The organism is Stenotrophomonas sp. PD6 (genome assembly GCF_049199305.1).
Taxonomy (GTDB): Bacteria; Pseudomonadota; Gammaproteobacteria; order Xanthomonadales; family Xanthomonadaceae; genus Stenotrophomonas.
The window spans coordinates 80,951-101,588 of record NZ_JBLZQD010000013.1; the positions used below are offsets into that span (position 1 = coordinate 80,951).

General features: G+C 69.4%; 17 protein-coding genes. 7 read left to right on the forward strand and 10 right to left on the reverse strand.

Going from position 1 to position 20,638, the window contains the following annotated elements; translation table 11 throughout:
• Window positions 1–104: 104 nt before the first annotated feature.
• From rpsB to ACOZHM_RS16270, 7 genes are all read right to left on the reverse strand, one after another.
• Window positions 105–908 (reverse strand): 30S ribosomal protein S2, encoded by an 804-nt coding sequence (gene rpsB / locus ACOZHM_RS16240; protein ID WP_421570347.1) that lies wholly within the window; start codon window positions 906–908, stop codon window positions 105–107.
• Between the two features lie 213 nt (window positions 909–1,121).
• Window positions 1,122–1,868 (reverse strand): molecular chaperone, encoded by a 747-nt coding sequence (locus ACOZHM_RS16245; RefSeq protein WP_421570348.1) that lies wholly within the window; start codon window positions 1,866–1,868, stop codon window positions 1,122–1,124.
• Window positions 1,847–2,131, reverse strand: a complete 285-nt coding sequence (locus ACOZHM_RS16250; protein ID WP_421570349.1) for a hypothetical protein — start codon at window positions 2,129–2,131, stop codon at window positions 1,847–1,849. Before ACOZHM_RS16250 ends, ACOZHM_RS16245 begins: the two co-directional genes overlap by 22 nt.
• Before the next feature lie 62 nt (window positions 2,132–2,193).
• Entirely contained in the window at window positions 2,194–3,228 is a 1,035-nt protein-coding gene (locus ACOZHM_RS16255; protein ID WP_421570350.1) for a spore coat U domain-containing protein, read from the reverse strand.
• On the reverse strand, window positions 3,225–5,666 hold the full coding sequence (locus tag ACOZHM_RS16260) for a fimbria/pilus outer membrane usher protein (RefSeq protein WP_421570351.1): 2,442 nt from the start codon (window positions 5,664–5,666) through the stop codon (window positions 3,225–3,227). Before ACOZHM_RS16260 ends, ACOZHM_RS16255 begins: the two co-directional genes overlap by 4 nt.
• Window positions 5,617–6,372 carry a molecular chaperone gene (locus ACOZHM_RS16265; RefSeq protein WP_421570352.1) on the reverse strand — a complete coding sequence of 252 codons (756 nt, stop codon included), beginning with the start codon at window positions 6,370–6,372 and terminating at the stop codon, window positions 5,617–5,619. The genes ACOZHM_RS16260 and ACOZHM_RS16265 overlap by 50 nt, the downstream gene beginning before the upstream one ends.
• A 7-nt stretch (window positions 6,373–6,379) precedes the next feature.
• A complete protein-coding gene (locus ACOZHM_RS16270) occupies window positions 6,380–6,904 on the reverse strand; it encodes a spore coat U domain-containing protein (RefSeq protein ID WP_421570353.1) in 525 nt (174 codons plus the stop codon).
• 259 nt (window positions 6,905–7,163) lie between these two features.
• Between ACOZHM_RS16270 and map the strand changes: the two genes are divergently transcribed.
• From map to dapE, 5 genes are read left to right on the forward strand one after another with little or no spacing between them, the layout of a single operon-like run.
• Complete coding sequence (gene map, locus ACOZHM_RS16275; RefSeq protein ID WP_421570354.1) at window positions 7,164–7,937, forward strand: type I methionyl aminopeptidase; 774 nt, start codon at window positions 7,164–7,166, stop codon at window positions 7,935–7,937.
• A gap of 20 nt (window positions 7,938–7,957) precedes the next feature.
• Window positions 7,958–10,579, forward strand: coding sequence for a [protein-PII] uridylyltransferase (locus tag ACOZHM_RS16280; RefSeq protein ID WP_421570373.1), 2,622 nt, complete (start codon window positions 7,958–7,960; stop codon window positions 10,577–10,579).
• Window positions 10,579–11,631 (forward strand): 2,3,4,5-tetrahydropyridine-2,6-dicarboxylate N-succinyltransferase, encoded by a 1,053-nt coding sequence (dapD, locus tag ACOZHM_RS16285; RefSeq protein WP_421570355.1) that lies wholly within the window; start codon window positions 10,579–10,581, stop codon window positions 11,629–11,631. Before ACOZHM_RS16280 ends, dapD begins: the two co-directional genes overlap by 1 nt.
• An 8-nt stretch (window positions 11,632–11,639) precedes the next feature.
• The gene (locus ACOZHM_RS16290) at window positions 11,640–12,002 is read left to right on the forward strand and encodes an arsenate reductase (RefSeq protein WP_421570356.1); all 363 of its coding nucleotides are present in this window, start codon (window positions 11,640–11,642) and stop codon (window positions 12,000–12,002) included.
• Window positions 11,999–13,126: a succinyl-diaminopimelate desuccinylase gene (gene dapE / locus ACOZHM_RS16295; RefSeq protein ID WP_421570357.1), complete on the forward strand. Its 1,128-nt coding sequence runs from the start codon at window positions 11,999–12,001 to the stop codon at window positions 13,124–13,126. Before ACOZHM_RS16290 ends, dapE begins: the two co-directional genes overlap by 4 nt.
• Before the next feature lie 31 nt (window positions 13,127–13,157).
• Here dapE and ACOZHM_RS16300 read toward each other — a convergent pair whose 3' ends face one another.
• The gene (locus tag ACOZHM_RS16300) at window positions 13,158–13,841 is read right to left on the reverse strand and encodes a pentapeptide repeat-containing protein (RefSeq protein WP_421570358.1); all 684 of its coding nucleotides are present in this window, start codon (window positions 13,839–13,841) and stop codon (window positions 13,158–13,160) included.
• Window positions 13,842–13,910: 69 nt separating this feature from the next.
• A complete protein-coding gene (locus ACOZHM_RS16305) occupies window positions 13,911–14,789 on the reverse strand; it encodes a tetratricopeptide repeat protein (protein ID WP_421570359.1) in 879 nt (292 codons plus the stop codon).
• A 342-nt stretch (window positions 14,790–15,131) separates the two neighbouring features.
• Here ACOZHM_RS16305 and asnB point away from each other — a divergent pair, with 342 nt between their 5' ends.
• Complete coding sequence (gene asnB, locus ACOZHM_RS16310; RefSeq protein ID WP_421570360.1) at window positions 15,132–16,826, forward strand: asparagine synthase B; 1,695 nt, start codon at window positions 15,132–15,134, stop codon at window positions 16,824–16,826.
• A 24-nt stretch (window positions 16,827–16,850) separates the two neighbouring features.
• Window positions 16,851–18,254, forward strand: a complete 1,404-nt coding sequence (locus ACOZHM_RS16315) for a cation:proton antiporter (protein ID WP_421570361.1) — start codon at window positions 16,851–16,853, stop codon at window positions 18,252–18,254.
• Here the strand turns inward: ACOZHM_RS16315 and ACOZHM_RS16320 are convergent.
• On the reverse strand, window positions 18,220–20,580 hold the full coding sequence (locus ACOZHM_RS16320; RefSeq protein ID WP_421570362.1) for a penicillin acylase family protein: 2,361 nt from the start codon (window positions 20,578–20,580) through the stop codon (window positions 18,220–18,222). The genes ACOZHM_RS16315 and ACOZHM_RS16320 overlap by 35 nt on opposite strands.
• Window positions 20,581–20,638: the final 58 nt, after the last annotated feature.

The window sequence follows — 20,638 nt, forward strand, 5'->3', positions numbered from 1 at the left end:
GCCCAGGGGTGTTGCCCGCGGCCCACCCTTGGGGCCAAACATCGCATCCCCCCCCGCCCCGAACCTGGGGGGGCCCCCCCCCCCCCCCCCCCCCCGGGCCTGGATCAGGCCTGGGCTTCGCCCTTGTCGGCAGCAGCCTTCTTGGCCGGAGCGCGGCGGGCCGGCTTGGCTTCTTCGGTCGCGGCTTCGGCGAACTCTTCTTCACGGACGGTGGCAGCGTGCGGAGCAGCGGCCTTGCCTTCCAGCACGGCGTCGGCGGCAGCGCGGGCGTACAGCTGCACGGCGCGGATGGCGTCGTCGTTGCCCGGGATCGCGTAGTCGACCAGTTCCGGGTTGTAGTTGGTATCAACCACGGCGATCACCGGGATGCCGAGCTTCTTGGCTTCCTTGATGGCGATGTCTTCGTGGCCGATATCGATGACGAAGATCGCGTCCGGCAGACGGTTCATGTCCTTGATGCCGCCCAGCGAGGCTTCCAGCTTGTCGCGCTCGCGACGCAGGCCCAGCACTTCGTGCTTGACCAGCTTCTCGAACGAACCGTCGGTTTCGCCGGCTTCCAGTTCCTTCAGGCGGGCAACCGACTGCTTCACGGTGCGGAAGTTGGTCAGCGTGCCGCCCAGCCAACGCTGGTTCATGAACGGCATGCCGCAACGCTCGGCTTCTTCACGGATCGATTCACGGGCGCTGCGCTTGGTGCCCAGGAACAGGATGGTGCCGCGCTTCTGGGCAATGCTGGAAATGAAGTTCATCGCGTCATTGAAGAGCGGAACGGTCTTTTCCAGGTTGATGATGTGGATCTTGCCGCGGGCGCCGAAGATGTACTGGCCCATCTTGGGGTTCCAGTAACGGGTCTGGTGACCGAAATGGACGCCGGCTTCCAGCATCTGACGCATGGTGACCTGGGGCATTGCATTACTCCTGATAAGGAACCAGCCGCCACGGGTAATAGTTGGGCGGTCCGCCGTGAGGCGGATGGTTCCGGGGTTTGGCTTCCCTGTCGCTTCCGTGTCCGAACTCCTCGCGGAGCACCCCGGCACGGATATGGGCGGCAGGTGTGGATTCACCGGTGACGTCCGGTGTTGACGGGTTTCCTGCGCCAAGGCGCGAAGAAATCCAGTCGATTATAGCCCGGGCAGGGCCGGCGGCGCAATTGGCGGGGTCGGGCCGGCCAGCGGCGCAATTGGCGGGGTCGGGCTGGCCAGCGGCTGCCGCGCTGCCTCACCCAGCCGGGCGCTGAAGTGGCCGCCGGCATAGGTCGCGGCCGGCCCGGGCAGGGGCCAGCGGCGCGAGCGCTGGGCCAGCACGTACCCGGCCAGGTTGGGCAGGATCGGGCGCTCGCGGCCCTGGTCGTCGGTGAAGACCAGGTCGGCCAGGCGCGCGTGGCTGCCGCCGGCATTGTAGAGCTCCAGCGTGGCGGTGTCGGCCTCGGCATGCACCTGCACGGTCAGGGCGGGCGCGGCCGCAGGCTCCGGCCCGGCAATGAACACCGGCAGCGATACCTGCAGCGGCGGGCTGTCGGCGCCGGCGCGGATGACCAGCCGGTACCCCTGCTCGGTGGCCGGCGCGGGACCGAGCCGCACCACCCGCACGCGCTGGCGGGCGTGAGCGGCCAGGGTCAGGGTGGCCGGGCTCAGGGCCAGGTCCTGCGCGGGTACCAGCACCTCGGCTGCGTGGGTCTGGTCCCAGTGATACAACCGGGCCTGCCCGCTCCAGGGGCGTGCCGCGTCGTTGTACAGCCACAGCTCGCCATCGGACTGCGCGGGCGCGAGCGTGACCCGCAGCGGTGAGATCTCCAGCGCCTCAACCGGCGAACACAGCAGCAGCGCCAGTAGCGCCCAGGCGCGGGTCAGAACGTGAGGGTAAGCCATGGGCGCGCGTCGTCATCGTCGCCGTCCGGGGCTGGAGTGAGGGCCTGCACCTGCGGTGCGGCGGGGGTGTCGTCGTCGCTGCGCTGGTGCGCCACTGCGCAGCCTGCGACGGCGTCCGCGCCGTCCAGCGCGCAGGCGTCGACAATGCGCAGGTGCACGCGCAGCGGCGTGGCCGGGTCGGCCAGGGCCGCCGGCAGGCAGCACAGCAGGGTGGCGCTCAGGGCGGCGCTCAAGGCGAAGCGAACTCGGGTGCGTCGGTTCATCCGGATCGGCAGCGAGGGGTCGCTGGCAATATCGACCCGCCGACGCCGGACTTGAGTGCCCCTCAGTAGGTGATCGTCACCTTGATCTGGTCGTTGTAGCTGCCGGCGGCCACCGGGCCCACGCTGGCCGGTGCGCGCCCATAGACGGTGAGCTGCTGGGCGCCGCCGTTGCCGGTGCTGGCGACCACGTCGACATTGACCGTGCTGCCCCAGCGTTGGCTGCGGCTGCTGTCGCTGTAGAGCTCGTAGGGAATGAACCAGGCCGGGTTGGTGGTGTGCTGCATGCGCCGCACCGTGCCGGACGCGTGCAGGCCGTTGTCCAGCGCCACGGTGTAGGCCGTGCGGTTGAGGCAGGTGAGGCCGATGGTCGAGGTGCGGTCGATGTTGGCCGCGATGGCGCCGGCATTGCTGCCGAAGTCCATGTCGGTGGTGACGTAGGTGCTGCACTGGGGCAGCACATTGGCGGTGACCGTGAACGGGAAGCCGCCGGTGGCGACCTTGTGGCCGGTCACGCCGCTGACGCTGGTGCACAGCGGCGGCGCGGTGGCGGTGCCCAGCAGCACCTCGTTGAACGCGTACTCCAGGCGCACGTTGGCCAGGCTGAAGGCGCTGCTGTAGCCGCCGGACGACAGCGTCTGCAGCGCCGGCACCTGGCCGTAGATCACCACCGTGGCTTCGCCGCTGCCGCCCAGCACGGGCACGGAGTAGTTGAGGTCGACCACCAGCGGCGCGGGGCTGGCGCCCGGGGTCAGGCCCCAGATCGTGCCCCCCGCCGCCGTGGTGTACAGCTGGTAGCTCATCGGATCGCCGCTGGCATTCGTCATCTGGCGCAGCGGCGACAGGGTGGTGCCGGTGCTGCCGGTGCCCAGCCCCACGCAGGCGCGCACCGAGGCAGTGGCCAGCAGGCTCAGCCCGGCGGTGTTGCAGGTGATCTTGAAGGTGGTGGTGCTGGGGGTCGGGGTGCCGGCGGCATTGGTGATGTTGCCGAATGCGAGGGTTACCGGCGTGGTGGTGGTGCAGGTGGTGTCGGCACGGGCGGCGCCGGCAACGCCCAGCGCCACCAGCAGCAGCCACGGCAGCCAGGCGCGCAGGCTCATCGCGGCGTCTCCGGCAGGCAGCGCAGCGGGCCCACCCGGTCCGGCGCGCCGCCGTTGGCGTAGCTCATGCTCAGGGTGACCCTGCAGCGGCCCTGCGCGGTGTCGACCTGCAGCGGGGTCTGGGCCGGCAGGTCTTCCAGATAGGCTTCGCCGTCGTAACCCACTGTCGCGCGGCGGCCGTTGGGCAGCTGCACCTGGCTGCCCGCCGCCAGCGGGCGGTCCTGCGCGTCGTGCAGCACCACGGTGGTGGCGCGGGTGCGGCGTAGGCCGAAGTCCACCCCCAGCCCGGCGCTCTGCCGTGGCGTGACCCAGGTGTCGACCCGATCGGCGCGCATGTCGGCCGGCAGGTCGAGGGTGTCGATCGACAGCCGGTTGCGCTGCCAGGACAGCAGCGGCGTGACCAGCAGCAGGCCCTTGTCGTTGGTGACCCCGATTGGCCGGTTTTCCAGCCGCACCGGAATGCCGCCGAAGCCGTCGGTGGACACCACCGCGAAGGCGTCGGGCACTTCGCGCGCCGCGAACAGGTGACCGCCCATCCAGACCACGCTGCCACTGGCGTTGGCATAGGCGAAGTCGGCGTCGCCTTGTCGTGCCACCCCCAGCGAGTAGCGGCCAACACGGTTCAACCAGCCCAGTTCGGCCAGGCCGCCGGTGCCGTCGTCGCCATGCCGTGCCTGTACGCGCCAGCCAACTCCGCCTTGGCTGCCGTCGCCGGGGACCGGTTGCGACACGTCCACGGCATACAGGTTGCGGTCGCCGTTGCGCTGCGCCGACACGCTGCCCTGCCGGTTGCGCCCCAGGTTCACCGACAGCGACAGGTAGACGCTGCGGTCGCGGCTGTCGGACAGGTTCTGGTTGGCTGATACGTAGGCGGAAAAACGCTCGGAGAAGGTGCGGTTCCAGAACAGGCTGGCATAGCGGGTATCGTCGCCGTCCGGATAGGACAGGCGCAGATAGCTCGCGCTGAGCGAGCCGCCGCGGCCCAGGCTGGCACCGACCGTGAGCTGGTCGATCACGTCCGGCGGCAGCGCCCCCTGCAGGCTGCCCAGGTCCTGGAAATCCCCATGGGTGCGTCGGGTCGCGGCGTTGAGGTTGAATACCCGGTTGTTCCAGCTGTAGCCCAGCGCCCATTGCCCGCCGTCGCGTCCGTCGCGACGGCTGTGCGCGTACGAACCGTTGAGTACGCCGGCCTGGCCCAGCAGCAGCCACCCACCCGCGCCGGCGGTCGCCACGCCGCCGCCGCCTTCGGCGTGCAGTTCGGCGGTGAAGCGGTTGCTGGCGCCGTAGCGCCAGGTGCCGCTGCCCACCGTGGCGCTGTCATAGGAAAACGAGCGGATGCCGTAGTCCCGGCGCATGCGGCCGGCCCCCAGTGACCAGTCCGACAGCCCCTTCGCGAGCAGCTGCTGGGTGCCGTAGAACGCGAAGTCCAGCGTCTGCATGCGTCCGAACGCATCGGTGATCACCACCTGGGCATTGCCGGTGCCGCTGATGCCGGGTTGTGCCGCCAGCTGGAACGGGCCCACCGGCACCTCGCCGTTGTACTGGCGCAGGCCGTCCACATACAGCTCGACGCTGGAGGGGACCACGGCCTCGCCGAGGAAGCTGGGGGTCGGGGTCAGCACCCGGTAGGGCTGCAGGCCGTAGTTGCGGCCGACCTGGATGCCGCCCATGCGCACCGGCCGGCTCCAGTCGACGAAGCCGCTGAAGAAGTCGCCGACGGTGAGGGTGACCGCGCTGTCGGGGAAATCCAGCTGCCAGCGGCTGTCCAGGCGCACGCTCTCGCCGCGCCAACCGTCGCCGACCCCGTCCTGGTAGGTGCGCAGCAGCTGGCTGCTCTGCAGTACGCCACGGCCGATGCCGAACAGCCGCCACTCGGTGGTGAGCGCCAGGTTGCCGACGTCCTGGTTGTGGCTGGCGTACACGTCGTAGTTGAGCAGCGCGCCGGGTGAGGCGCTCGCCACCGGCGTGGTCTGGGCGCTCGGGCCGAGCTCGGTGGTGGGCAGGCTCAGCTGTGACAGGGGCACTTCCAGTGCGAGGGTCTGCAGGGAGGCGTCGTAGCGCATCACCACGCCGCTGATCTGCTCCAGCGGTACCGGCGCCTCGCCGCGCGCGCTGAAGCCCAGTTGGCGCAGCACCGCCGGATCGGCGCGCAGCTGCCCGGCCAGTTCGGTGAACGGCAGCAACCCGCGTGGGCTGCCGTTGAGGGTGACCTCCAGGTACAGCGTCTGCGGTGCCGTCAGCGGGGTGGGCGAGGGCAGCATCGCCTCGCCGGACGCGCCCGTGGCGCCGACGTCGGCCGCCCCTTCCAGGGTCTCCCCGGCGGCCCGCGCGGCGGGCGCAAGGCCCGACGAAACCACGCCTGTAGCCAGCGCGATGCGCACGCAGGCCTCAGCGAGCCGGTGGCGTCGGGGACAGTGGCGTGGGATCCGACGCGCCATTGATCTTTGCCGAAAGCGTCGCCCCGGCCATGCGGGCGGCAGTGATGTCCAGCGGCCAGCGCATGGTCTGGCCGCCGAGCACATAGCCCACCAGCCCGGGTTGGAACACCTGCGGCTGCTGCGGCGTGCCGACCGCCAGGTCGGCCAGTTGGGCGTGGCCGCTGCCGCGGTTGTGGACCTCCAGCACCAGCGTGCCGTCGGCCTGCGGCAGCACGCGCGCCTGCAGGTCGGGGGTCGGCGCCGTTGCGCCCTCGGGTTGGATGAACACCGGCAGCGAATAGCGCAGCACGAACTGCATGCCCTGCCGCGTGGGGTCCAGGGTCGGAACTTCATCGACGATGACGCGGTAGGCCAGCTGGCGCGTCGGCGGATCGGGATGTGCGCGGACCACCCGGATCAACTGCTGCTGTCCCGCCGCCAACGATTGCATCGGCGGGCTCACCACCAACTCGGTGGTCGGCTCCAGGGTGTCGCGCCCCCCCTGTTGGGTCCAGCGGTACACCCGCGCCTGCACATCCACCGGGGCGGTGCCGCTGTTGCTGATCCACAACGCCTCGGCGTTCTGGCGCGGCGTGAGCTGCAGCGAGGTCGGGGCCACCTGCAGGCTGGCGGCCTGCGCGTTGGTACCGGCCAGCAGCATCAGCATTCCCCAGGCGCACGCCCCCGCCGTGGCGCGCATCGCGCGCCCGCGTTCGAGATCACGCATGGCGACCTCAGTAGGAGATGGTGGCGGTGACGGTGTCCTGGTAACTACCGGTCGCGGCGTTGTTCACGCTGGGATTGGCGACCTGGCCGTACACGTTGTAGGCCACCGCCAGGCCGGTGCCGGTGGCGGCCACCGTGTTGGTGCCGGTCGTTGCGCCCCAGACGGTGTTGTGGCCGGCGTCCTGGTACAGCTGGTAACCCACGAAATTGTTGGTCGTCACCGCCGCATTGGTGTTCTTCATGCGTCGGGTGGTGACGTCATTGGCCGTGCCGGCATTGCTGCCGGCATTCAACGCGATGGTGTACGGGGTCAGCGCCGAGCACTGCGCGGTGATGGTGCCCTGCGCGTTGGACGGGGTGGTGGCGGTGGACAGGGCCGAGCCGAAATCGACGTCGGTCGCCGCCGCGGCCGTGATCGTGCAGGCCTTGGTGATGATGATCTTGACGTTGAAGGTGGTGGTGTCGGCCGCCAGGGCCGGCGCGGAAACGGCCACGAGGCCGAGGCTGAACAGCAGGGGTCGCAGGGATCGCACGGGTCTTCTCCTTGGACGAGGTCCTGGATGAACGAATCGATGCCGCCGTACTGCAGGGGGAGGGCGCCCGGGGGCGCTGGTTCCCTTATAAGAGCGTGGTTGTAGGGGGGGTGTGACGAAAACTGGCCGGTTTTCACAGTTTCTGCGTTGGCGCGCCGCTATCCCGGCGCGCTCGGGGAGGTCACCGGCCCGAACCCGGGCTGTCAGTGTTCCAGCCGTTCCCGTTCAGAATGGCTCAGGATCGGCGATAATGGGCGCCATGAGCGTGAATCTGAAAACTCCCCAGGAAATCGAACTGATGCGCATCGCCGGCCGCCTGGCCAGCGAAGTGCTCGACATCGTCACCCCGTACGTCAAGCCGGGCGTGACGACCGAAGAGCTGGATCGCATCTGCCACGACCACATCATCAACGTGCAGAAAGCCACGCCGGCCAACGTCGGTTACCGCGGCTTCCCGAAAACGGTGTGCACGTCGGTCAACAACGTCATCTGCCATGGCATCCCCAGCGAAGCCAAGGTCCTGAAGGAAGGCGACATCGTCAACATCGATGTCACCGTCATCAAGGACGGTTGGCACGGCGACACCAGCCGCATGTACTACGCCGGCACGCCGTCGACGATGGCCCGCCGTCTGGTCGACACCACCTACCAGGCGATGTGGGCCGGCATCCGTGCGGTCAAGCCGGGCGCCACGCTGGGCGACATCGGCCATGCCATCCAGTCGCTGGCCGAAGGCGAGCGCTTCAGCGTGGTGCGCGAGTACTGCGGCCATGGCATCGGCAAGGTCTACCACGATGAGCCGCAGGTGGTGCATTACGGGCGTCCGGGCCAGGGCCTGGTGCTGCAGCCGGGCATGACCTTCACCATCGAGCCGATGATCAACGAGGGCACCCGCTACAACAAGGTGCTGCCCGATGGCTGGACCGTGGTCACCAAGGACCGCAAGCTGTCGGCACAGTGGGAACACATGATCGCGGTCACCGAGACCGGCGTGGATGTGTTGACCCTGTCGCCCGGCGAATCGCAGGTCTGAGCATGCTGCCGGCGAGCCCGATGATGGACGCGCCGGCCGATGCCGTCGCCGACCCCGAGTGGGCGGCGCAGGCGCGCCAGACCCTGCAGCAGGCCGATGCGCGGTTGTACCGCCGCTTCGACCAGGGCGACAACATCGAACGGTTGCTGGCGCTGCGGGCCCGCGCGGCCGACCATCTGATCCGCCTCGCCTGGCAGCGCTGCGTACCGGCCGACGCCGGCCTGGCGCTGTTCGCGGTGGGCGGCTACGGACGCGGCGAGTTGTTCCCGCGCTCGGACATCGACCTGCTCGTGCTCGGCGCGAGCGCGGCACAGCGTGCCCATGAGGCCGCACTGGCCCGCTTGTTCGCCCTGCTGTGGGATTGTGGCCTGCCGGTCAGCCACGCGGTGCGCTCGGCGCAGGAATGCGTGCAGGCCAGCGCGGACCAGACCGTGCTCACCGCGCTGATCGAATCGCGCCCGCTGGTGGCCGACGAGGCCGCGCGGCAGGCACTGAAGCAGGCGGTCAACGGCGACGGCCTGTGGCCGCCGCGCGAGTTCTTCCTGGCCAAGCGCGACGAACTGTTGGCCCGCCACCAGCGCTTCGGCGACACCGCCGACAACCTGGAGCCGGACATCAAGGACGGCCCGGGCGGCCTGCGCGACCTCAACACCCTGGGCTGGATGGCCCTGCGCGCGTTTGGCGTGCGCGAATTGGAAGCACTGGTCGGGCTGGGCCACCTGGGCCCGGACGAGGCCGCCGCGCTGCGCCGCGAACGCTGTGCGCTGGCGCAGCTGCGCTTCGGCCTGCACCTGGTGGCCAACCGGCCGGAAGAACGGCTGCGGTTCGACTACCAGAAGACCCTGGCGGCGCGGCTCGGCTTTGCCGACGACGTGGAAAGCCTCGCGGTCGAAAAGATGATGCAGGGCTTCTACCGCAGCGCCACCGTGGTGAGGCGGATCAGCGACCGGCTGCTGCAGCGCTTTGAAGAACAGTTCGATGGCGAGGCCGTTCCCGAGCCGGTCAGCGTGGGGTTTTCGCTGCGCCGGGGTTACCTGGCGGCCAATGATCCGCAGTGGCCGCAGGGCGATATCGAACAGGTGTTCGCACTGTTCTCCAGCTGGGCCTACAACCCCGATGTGCGCGGCCTGCACTCGCTCACCGCGCGCGCCCTGGCCGAAGCGCTGGCCGAGTTGCCGGCGTACGGGGACGCCAGTGCCGCCGCGCGCGAGCAGTTCATGGCGCTGCTGCGCAGCCCGCGCGCGGTCGATACGCTGGCGCGCATGGCCCGCCTGGGCGTGCTGGGCCAGTGGATTCCGGCGTTCGCGCAGGTGTCCGGGCGCATGCAGTTCGATCTGTTCCACGTGTACACCGTGGACCAGCACACGCTGATGGTCCTGCGCAACATCGGCCTGTTCGCCAGCAGCCGCGCCGACGAACGTTTCTCGATCGCGCATGAAGTGTGGCCGCGGCTGCGCAAGCCCGAACTGCTGCTGTTGGCGGGGCTGTTCCATGACATCGCCAAGGGCCGCGGTGGCGATCATTCCGAACTCGGCGCCGTCGACGCGCGCGAATTCTGCCAGGCGCATGCGCTGGGCAGTTCGGACACCGAGCTGGTGGCATGGCTGGTCGAGCAGCACCTGCGCATGTCGGTGACCGCGCAGAAGCAGGACATCTCCGACCCGGACGTGATCCAGCGCTTCGGCACCCTGGTGGCCAGTCGCGACCGGCTCGACTATCTCTACCTGCTGACCTGTGCCGACATCGCCGGGACCAGCCCGAAACTGTGGAACGCCTGGAAGGACCGGCTGCTGGCCGACCTCTATTTCGCCGCACGCCGCGCGCTGCGCGACGGCCTGGAAAACCAGATGCCGGCCGCCGAGCGCGTGCTGGAGGCCCGCGAATCGGTACGTGCGCTGGTGCGAGAACGTGGCTACGACGATGCCACCATCGACCGCCAGTTCACGGTGATGCCGGACGAGAGCTTCATCCGCCTGCGCCCCGAACAGCTGGCCTGGCAGGCCGCCGCGCTGGTGCCGGTGAAGCAGGGCCAGACCCTGGTCAAGGTGCGCCGGATCAGCGCGGAGGACGATGCGCTGGAAGTGTTCGTGCATTCGCCCGACCGCGACGGCCTGTTCGCTGCGATCGTGATGACGCTGGACCGCAAGGGCTACGGCATCCACCGCGCGCGTGTGCTGGACGGGCCGGTGGAGACCATTTTCGATACCTTCGAAGTGACGCCGGCCGACAGCTTCGCCGACGGCGACGCGCCACGCCTGGAAGCGGCCCTGCGCGAGGCGCTGGCCGGCGACCTGACCCGCCTGCGTCCGTCGCGGCGGGTGATTCCGCGCCAGCTGCGGCATTTCCGTTTCGCCCCGCGGATCGAGTTCCGCGATGCCAATGACAACGACACAGGCGGCACGCGCTTCAGCCTGGTGGCCCCCGACCGCCCCGGGCTGCTGGCCGACGTCGCCTTCGTGTTGCGCAACCAGGGCCTGCGCGTGCATGACGCGCGCATTGCCACGTTCGGCGAACGCGCCGAAGACATGTTCGTGATCAGCGATGAACACGACCGCCCCCTGACCGAAACCGCCAGGCAGCAGTTGCGCGACGCCATGCTGGCCTGCCTGGACCCTGATCGAAACGCCGGAGACCCCCACTGATGGCTACCAAGCCCGCCAAGAAGACTGCCGCCAAGACCGCGGCGGCCAAGAAGACCGTTGCCGCTGCCCCGGCGGTGAAGAAGACCGCTGCAAAGAAAGCCGTACCGGCAGTGAAGAAGGCGCCGGTCAAGAAGACCGCCGCCAGCAGTGCGGCCGAAACGGCCACCAAGCGCGCCGAGAACATCGCGCGCAAGTCGCTGCGCAAGCCGGCCATCCCGGGCGTGGAAGAACTCAAGTTCGGCATCGAGAGCGCCTTCGAACGCCGCGCCACGCTGACCCTGCATGAAATCGAAGGCTCGACCAAGCCGCTGGTCGGCCGCGTCATCGACGGCCTGGAGACCGGCGAGTTCCGCGTTGCCGAGCCCGACGGCCATGGCGGCTGGAAGGTCAACGAATGGCTGAAGAAGGCGGTGCTGCTGTACTTCCGGGTCAACGACATGGCCGTGGTTGACGCGCGCCCGGCGCCGTTCTGGGACAAGGTCGAGTCGCGCTTCGCCGGCTTCGATGAGGCCAAGTTCCGCCGTGCCGGCGTGCGCGTGGTGCCCGGTGCGATCGCGCGCCGCGGCAGCTACTTCGGCAAGGACGTGGTGCTGATGCCGAGCTTCACCAACATCGGCGCCTACGTGGGCGAGGGCACCATGGTCGACACCTGGGCCACGGTGGGCTCTTGCGCGCAGATCGGCAAGCACTGCCACCTGTCCGGCGGCGCCGGCATCGGCGGCGTGCTGGAGCCGCTGCAGGCCAGCCCCACCATCATCGAAGACCATTGCTTCATCGGCGCGCGTTCGGAAGTGGTGGAAGGCTTCGTGGTCGGCCACCACAGCGTGATCGGCATGGGCGTGTTCCTCGGCCAGAGCACCCGCGTCTACAACCGCGCCACCGGCGAGATCAGCTACGGGTCGGTGCCGCCGTACAGCGTGGTGGTCTCCGGCCAGCTGCCGTCCAAGGACGGTTCGCACTCGCTGTACTGTGCGGTGATCGTCAAGCAGGTGGATGCCAAGACGCGCAGCAAGACCAGCGTCAACGACCTGCTGCGCGGCCTGGCCGACTGAGCCCTGCGATGACGACCACTGTTTACGGCTTGAAGAACTGTGACACCTGCAAGAAGGCCAGCAAGTGGCTGGACCGTTTCCAGGTGCCGTACACCTTCGTCGACTATCGCGAGCACATGCCGTCGCCGGAGACCCTGATCGACTGGGCGGCCCAGGCCGGGGGCTTCCCCGCGTTGATCAACCGTTCCTCGACCACGTGGCGGCAGTTGCCCGAGAACCGCAAGGCGGCCGACTCGGAAGCGGAATGGAAGCTGCTGCTGCGCGAGTACCCGCAGCTGATCAAGCGGCCGGTGGTGGTCAGCGCCGACGGCGTGATGACCCAGGGTTTTTCGGACAACGGCTTCAAGCAGCGGTTCGGAGTGGGCGCGTGAACGACGTCGTGGCCTTGACCTGCGACCTGATCGCACGTGCCTCGGTGACCCCCGAGGACGCCGGCTGCCAGGCCTTGCTGGCCGAGCGGCTGGCACGTGCCGGCTTCGACTGCGAGCACCTGCGGTTGGGCGACGTCGACAACCTGTGGGCCACGCACGGCAGCGGTTCGCCGGTGCTGGTGCTGCTGGGCCACACCGACGTGGTGCCGACCGGGCCGGTCTCGGACTGGACCAGCGATCCGTTCGATCCGCAGATCCGCGGCGGCGTGCTGTACGGGCGCGGCGCGGCCGACATGAAGGGCAGCGTGGCCGCCTTCGTGGTGGCAGCAGAGCAGTTCGTCGCCGCCCATCCCGGCCATCCGGGCACGCTGGCGGTGCTGCTGACCAGCGACGAGGAAGGCGATGCGATCGACGGTGTGCGTCGCGTGGCCGATATCTTCCGCGCGCGCGGCCAGACCATCGACTGGTGCATCACCGGTGAGCCGTCGTCCACCGCCGTGCTGGGTGACCTGCTGCGCGTCGGTCGCCGCGGCAGCCTCTCGGCAACGCTGTCGGTGAAGGGCGTGCAGGGCCATGTCGCATACCCGGACAAGGCGCGCAATCCGATCCACCTGGCGGCGGCGGCCCTGGCCGAACTGACCGCCCGGCGGTGGGACGACGGCTTCGAGAGCTTCCCGCCGACCAGCCTGCAGGTGTCCAACATCCATGCCGGCACCGGCGCCAACAACGTGATCCCGGGCGAGCTGCAGGTGCTGTTCAACCTGCGCTACAACCCGCACTGGAGCGCACCGGTGCTGGAGCAGGAAATCGCCGCGCTGCTGGACCGTCATTCGCTTCAGTACACGCTGAAGTGGCATCGCAGCGGTGAGCCGTTCTACACGCCAGAAGGCACGCTGCGCCGCGTCGCGCGCGAGGTGCTGGGTGAATTCGCGGGGGCGCCGCCGGAGGAAAGCACCGGTGGCGGCACCTCCGATGCACGCTTCATCGCGCCGCTGGGTGCGCAGTGCATCGAAGTGGGGCCGGTGAATGCCAGCATCCACCAGGTGGACGAGAACGTGCGCGTGGCGGATCTGGAGCGCCTGCCGGCGCTCTACCAGCGCCTTGTCGAGCGGCTGCTGGCGTAACCGCCTGAGCGACGGGGCGCGCGCGCGCGCCTCACGCCACAATCAACCCGAATGCCGCCAGCGCGGCCGCCGCCTGCCGCTGTGAGATCACGGCCTTCTTGAAGTGCTTGCTGTCCATCACGTTCAGCCCGCTGATATCGGTGCCGCGCAGGTCCGCCCCTTCAAATCGCGTCAGCCGTGTCTGCGCATTGCGCAGGCTGCCGCCTTCGAACACCGCATCGCGGAAGTCGCAGCCGGAGAGCTCGGCGTCCGAAAAATCCATCCCCTCCAGCTGCGCCTTGCGGAACGACAGGCCGCGCAGGTCGGCGCTGACCAGCAGGCAGTCGCGGAACTCCAGTGCCCAGCCGGTCACTTCCTGCAGGTGCGCGCCAGTCAGCTTGCAGTCCTCGAAGCGTACCGACGACAGCGTCGCGCGGCGCCAGTGGCTGTTGTTCAGATCGCAGTGCGAGAAGCGCGCATCGCTGAGCAGCGCCGAACTGAAATCGCACTGGCCGCCCCGGCATTTTGTCCACTGGCTCTCTTCCAGCGACGCGGCCAGCCAACAGGCGCCGGCCACCGAGCACTGGTTGAACTGGAAGCCGTCCATGTCCAGCCGCGAAAAGTCGCCGTTGTCGAACGTGCAGCCGTCGAACACGGCCGCACGCGGATGCGCGGCCACGATGGCCTGCATGCGTTCGCGGGTGATGGTCTCGTCGCGGAAAGTGGCAGTGTTCATGCCGCCATTCTGGGCGATGGCAGGGCGGAGCGGCAGACTTGAAAGCGCCGGGTGGGTGTGTACAGCCGGTCAGTCGAACGTCCAGAACGGGGGCTTGATGGTGGAACGCCAATAGGCGTCACCGGCCAGGTAGAAGCGCTGCGCGTACGCCTTCGCAAACCAGCCGGCGGCCGCGTCCACATCGCGGGTCACGCCGGCGCGGCCGCGGCCCAGCAGCAGGCCGCTGAAGTACGCGCCATAGACGTTGCCCTGGTCGGCTGCCCGCCGGTACCAGCGCAGCGCCTCGACGCCATCGCGCGGCACGCCCATGCCGGTTTCAAGCATCGCGCCCAGATCCACCTGGGCATCGGCATCGCCGCGCTGTGCGCGCCGCTGGATGTCGACGACGAGTGGATGCAGGGTCCCATCCGGCTGCGGCGCGATCGCCTGGGGCAGTCGCGACGATTCGGATGACGTGTGGTGGTAGATCGTCGCGCGCAGGTCCCAACGCAGCGCGGCAGCGGCCTCGCCACGCTCGCGGTGGAGCCTGGCCAGCATCAGCATGGCCATCGGGTTGCCGTGCTCCGCCGCCGCGCGATACCAGCGTTCCGCCTTGCGCGGCGATGCGCGCAACGCAAAGCCCTGGACAATGTTCGGGCCGTCACCGTGCATCAGCTCACCGTGGGTCCAGATCCGGCCCAGCGCCTCTTCGGCCTGGGGGTTGTCAGCGCTCCACGGGGTGGTGGCGGCGGCGCGCTCATACCAGAGCACCGCGCGCGGGTCGTTGAACGTCTCGTAGGTCCTGGCCGCGTCCCAGGCGCTGTCGAAGCGGCCATCGGCGGCCTTGTCCTGGACGGCATGCACGATGCTCACCGGCGTTCGTGAGGGCGCGCTGCTGCAGGCGACCAGGGTGAGGCTGAGGGCGACACCCCCCAGGTGTGACGAAATGCGTCCGATGCGAGGGGTCATGCCGGCCAGAGGGTGCAGAGGGGGCGTGATTATCGCCCGGGCCTGCGGCACCGGGTTGTCTGCGGGTGTCGGCATGGTTGCCATCGCAACAGTTGCACCGGCGCCAAAACCCGGTTACGGTCGGTCCATGTCCTCGTTCCCGGCCACCGCCGTCACCAATACCAACCGCAATAATCTGCGCGCGAATAATCGTGCGCGGCCGATGCGGGACTGCGACCAGGGCTAGTACAAGCAACACGCCCGGACCCCAGAAAACCCGCATCGGCCGATGCGGGTTTTTTTGTGGGTGGCCGGTTGGATATCAGCACTACGTGTATTCCCCCATCATCAGGAGCTGTTCCCATGTGTTCGATCTTCGGACTTTTCGGCCTGCAGGCCGGCGACGACCTCCCGGCGCTGCGCCGCCATGCGCTGGACCTCTCGCAGCGCCAGCGCCATCGTGGCCCGGACTGGAGCGGCGTGTATGTCGATGCCGGCGCCATCCTGGTCCATGAGCGGTTGGCCATCGTGGATCCGGCCGGTGGCTCGCAGCCGCTGCTCTCCGACGACGGCGGCCTCGCGCTGGCGGTCAACGGCGAGATCTACAACCATCGCGAACTCAAGACCGAGCTGACCCAGCCGTACGCCTTCCAGACCGGCTCGGACTGCGAGGTGATCAACGCCCTGTACCGCGAAGACAGCCCGGCCTCGTTCCTGAACCGCCTCAACGGCATCTTCGCCTTCGCGCTGTGGGACCGCGAGCAGCAGCGCGTGCTGATCGCGCGCGACCCGATCGGCGTGGTGCCGCTGTACTGGGGGCACGACGCGCAGGGCCGGCTGGTGGTGGCCTCGGAGCTGAAGTCGCTGGTGGACATCTGCGCCGACGCCGCGCAGTTCCCGCCGGGCCACTGGTACGACAGCGCGACGGACACGCTAACCCGCTATTACGAGCGCCCGTGGCGCGACTACGATGCGGTCGAAGGCGTCGAGGCCGACCGGGCCGCACTGCGTGAGGCCTTCGAACGCGCCGTGCATCGCCAGTTGATGACCGACGTGCCGTACGGCGTGCTGCTGTCCGGTGGCCTGGATTCGTCGCTGGTCGCCGCCGTCGCCGCCCGCTATGCACGCCACCGCATCGAGGACGGTGACCAGAGCGAGGCCTGGTGGCCGCGCCTGCATTCGTTCGCGATCGGCCTGAAGGGCTCACCGGACCTGGCCGCAGCCGCCATCGCCGCCGAGGCCCTGGGCACCGTGCACCATGGTTTCGAGTACACGTTCGAGGAAGGCCTGGATGCGCTGCCCGAGGTGATCCGCCACGTGGAAACCTACGACGTCACCACCATCCGCGCGTCGACGCCGATGTTCCTGCTGGCACGGCGGATCAAGGCGATGGGGGTGAAGATGGTGCTGTCGGGCGAGGGCAGCGACGAGATCTTCGGCGGCTATCTGTACTTCCACAAGGCGCCCAACGCGCGCGAGTTCCATGAAGAGCTGGTGCGCAAGCTCGATGCGCTCAACAACTACGACTGCCTGCGCGCCAACAAGTCGATGATGGCCTGGGGCGTGGAGCCGCGCGTGCCATTCCTGGACCGCGAATTCCTCGACGTCGCCATGCGCATCGACGCGCGCCACAAGATGGTCGGGCAGGGCCCCAGCGGCGCGCGCCGGATCGAGAAGGCGGTGCTGCGCGAGGCGTTCGAGGGCTACCTGCCCGAGTCGATCCTGTGGCGGCAGAAGGAGCAGTTCAGCGACGGCGTCGGCTATGGCTGGATCGACGGCCTGAAGGCGCACGCCGAGGCGCAGATCAGCGACCGGGTGATGGCCGCGGCGGACAAGCGCTTCGTGCACAACCCGCCGCAGACCAAGGAGGCCTACTACTACCGGCACGTGTTCGAGCAGTTCTTCCCCACCCAGGCGGCCGCCGAGACGGTGCCGGGCGGCAAGTCGATCGCCTGTTCCTCGCCGGCGGCGATCGCCTGGGACGCCAGCTTCGCGGCCATGGCCGACCCCTCCGGCCGCGCGGTGGCCGGCGTACATGAGCAAGCCTTGGCCGGGTAACATTCCCCCCTCATGCATTGGGGAATGTTCATGGACGTACAGACCGGAGGCGATGTGCCGCGGATGAAATGGGGGTGGCACTACCTGGCCTGGGCCGGCGTTCCACTGGCGATCGGCCTGGCGCTGGCGCGCTATGCCGGCCCGGAGCTGCCGGCGGCGACGGACGTGGCGGCGAAGGCCGATGCGGTGGTCGGCAGCGACTGGGCCCACCACCTGGCATCGCCGCTGGGGCTGTTCCTGTTGCAGCTGCTGGTGCTGCTGGTGGTCGCCAAGGGCGCCGGTGCGCTGCTGAAGCGGCTGGGCCAACCCGCCGTGATCGGCGAAATGGCCGCTGGCCTGATGATGGGGCCGCTGGTGCTGGGCAGCCTGCTGCCCGATCTGCACGGGGCGCTGTTCCCGGCCAGCTCGCTGGGCCCGCTGGGCATGCTGAGCCAGTTGGGCGTGTTGATGTTCCTGCTGGTGGCCGGTGCCGAGCTCGACCTGGGCGGGCTGCGCGGCCGCCGCCGTTTCGCGTTCACCGTCAGCCATGCCGGCATCGCCGTGCCGTTCGTGCTGGGCGTGCTGCTGGCGATCTGGCTGTACCCCGAACATGGTCCGCAGGGTGTGGGCTTTACCGCCTTCGCGCTGTTTGTCGGCATCTCGCTGAGCATCACCGCCTTCCCGGTGCTGCTGCGCATCCTGGCCGACCGCGGCATCACCCACACGCCGCTGGGGCAGACCGCCATCGCCTGCGCGGCGCTCGGCGATGCCACGGCCTGGTGCCTGCTGGCGCTGATCGTGGCAGCGGCGCAGGCCACCGGATGGGTGCCCGCCAGCCTGAGCCTGCTGTGTGTGGTGGCGTTCGTCGCGCTGATGCTGGGCGTGGTCAAACCCTGGTTCTCGCGGCAGGTCATCCGTACGGGCAGCGAAGGGCGCTGGCTGCTGGGCGTACTGCTGCTGTCGCTGGCCAGTGCGCTGGTGACCGAGGTGCTCGGCATCCACGCGTTGTTCGGTGCGTTCGCCGCCGGCGTGGCGGTGTCGTCCAACGCGCAGCTGCGGACCCTGTTGATCGAGAAGGTGGAGCCGTTCGCGGTCACCTTGCTGCTGCCGCTGTTCTTCGCCATGACCGGCCTGCGCATGCGGGCCGATGCGTTGCAGGCCAGCGACCTGCTGTTGTGCGCGGTGGTGATCGCGGTGGCCACGCTGGGCAAGCTGTTCGGTACCTGGAGCGCGGCCCGCAGTGCAGGCATGCCCAACCAGGAGGCGTGGAAGCTGGGGGCGCTGATGAACACCCGTGGCCTGATGGAGCTGATCGTGCTCAACCTGGGCTACGAACTGGGCTTCCTCGGCGACCGCCTGTTCGCGGTGCTGGTGATCATGGCGCTGGTGACCACGGCGATGACCGGCCCGCTGCTCAGCGCGATGGAGCGCCGGAAGGCGCGCGGCTGAGCGGCTCCAACCGCAACGTATACCGCGCTTTCCCCGGCAGGAACGGCGTCGGCTTGCCCTGCACCCAATCCTCATGGCCCGCGCCCCAGAACGGTGACAGTGGGTGGCCACTCTGGCCGCCGGGCATGTGGATGATGCCGTCGGCTTCATGCCCCGGCGATACCACCATGCGTTGCGAGGCGCCGAATGCCGTGCCCTGCACGCGCGGCATGTCGCGGTCACCGGGCAGGCGGTCCGCCGGCATGCACAGCCACGGCTTCGCGAAGGCGGGCAGGGCGCGACTGATCGGGTGGCAGATGGCGGCCGTGTTGCGTTCGCCCCAGGTCCGCTGGGCCAGGTCCGGCCCCTGTTCGGCCAGCTCCGCCTCCGCCTGCCGCGCGGCATCCGCCAGCAGCGCGTCCCAGCTTGGGTACGGCGGCGGCAGCAGGTGGGTCGGACGCTCGCTCACCAGCGGCCACAGCACGCCTTCGATCTGCGGCAGCTTCGGCTCCAGGTAGTCGTCACCCAGCGCGTGCCGCGCCGGCGCCAGCAGCCCGGCCGAGACGATGTCCTGCACCTTGCTGCGGAACCCGCGCGTGATCCGGTAACTCACCGCATCGGACGACGCGTGTCCCTCCCACTGGCGGCTGGCCGCCTCCAGGCGTTTCAATGCCGGGTCATTGCTGCTGCCGACCACCTGCCGCAACAGCGTCCACCAGCGTTCCAGGAACACCGCGCGGTCGTCCAGCTGGATCGCCAGCAGGTCGCTCTCGCTGAAGTGCTGTTTTGCAGCGAGGTCGTCGCGGATCTGCCGACCGCGCGCGCCCAGGTCATAGCCCGCGTTGCCCGCCACCGCGAGCTCGGCACCGTCCAGCACGCGTCCGTTGGCGGTCCACAGACGCTGCGTGGGCGGGTCGATCAGCGCCGGTGAGCCGTCGCTGCGGATGGCCCACGGCGCGCAGCTGGCCGGCGCAGTAGTGGTGGTGCCGTTGGGCGGGCACGCCGCCGCGCGGTCCGGGCGGGCGCCGATCAGGCGCCACGCGATCCGGCCGTGCTGGTCGGCCAGCAGCAGGTTCTGGGTAGGGATGCCGGCGCGGTCGGCAATCCGCAGCGCCTGGTCCAGGTCGCCGGCGCGGGCCATGTCGGCGAAATCCAGGCGCACCGCGCCGGGCAACTGCGCGGTCCAGCGCAGCGCCTCGCCGCTGCCGTCGGGGCGTTCGTGCAGGATCGGGCCCCACGCGGTCTCGCGCACGCGCAGCACCACGTCCGTGCCGCCAGCCACGCGGATCCGCTCCTCGTGGGTGGTGATGCCTTGCGCGCCGGCCGGTACCGTCACGAAGTCGGCGTTGTCGATGTAGCTGTTGGTGAAGCCCCAGGCCACATGCCCGTTGCTGCCGACCACGATCGCCGGCAGCCCGGGCAGCGAGAAGCCGCTGACGTCCACCCGGCCACCGGGCGCGGCCGGATCGGGGTAGCGCAGCCGCACCCGGAACCACAGCGCCGGTGCGCGCAGGCCCAGGTGCATGTCGTCGGCCAGGATCGCGCGGCCATCGGCGGTCAGCGCGCCGGCCACCGCGAAGTTGTTGCTGCCATGCACGTCCTGCTCTTCCCCACGGGTAGGTGACGACCGTGGGTCGTCACTCAACCGGAAGGCATCGGGTTCCGGCAACACCGCATTGCCGCGTGCGGCGCCGAACAGCGGCGCGTCCCACTCGGTGCCCTCGTGGCTGAGCAGTGCATACAGCGCCGGCGGCGCCACCTCGCGGATGCGGCGCATGGCCAGTTCGTTCTGGTTGGTGGGGTCCTGCAGGTCCGCGTACATGGCCAGGCCGGTCAGCACCGAATCGGTGGCCGTCCACGGCGCGGGCGACTGGCGCAGCAGCAGGTAGGGCCACGGGCGCACGCGCAGGTCCTGCAGGCCGCCGTTGACGCCGTCCACATAGGCCTGCACCACCTGCGGGTTGCCGCCGACGGCCTGGGTGAGGTGGGCGTCGGTGCGCGCGCGCAGGCGATGCACGCGCATGCGCTGGTCGACGGAAACGGCCGCCGCGCCGAACAGCTCGGACAGCTCACCGGCGGCGGCGCGGCGCATCAGATCCATCTCGAAGTAGCGTTCCTGCGCGTGCACCAGCCCGAGTGCACGCATCGCATCGGCCTCGCTGGCGGCGTCGATGGTGACCACGCCGAGCGCATCGCGGGAGACGCGGGCCTCGGCCTGCAGGCCGGCCATGGGCTGCTGGCCCTCCAGGGTGGGCAGGCTGCCGCGCAGCAGCCACCAGACCGTACCGATCACGACCACCACCAGCAGCATCAGACTCCAGCCGATCCACTTCAGCGCACGACGCATCCCAGCTCCCCGATGACGGTGGTGCCGGACGCTGCCCGGCAATGAATCCCCTGCAATG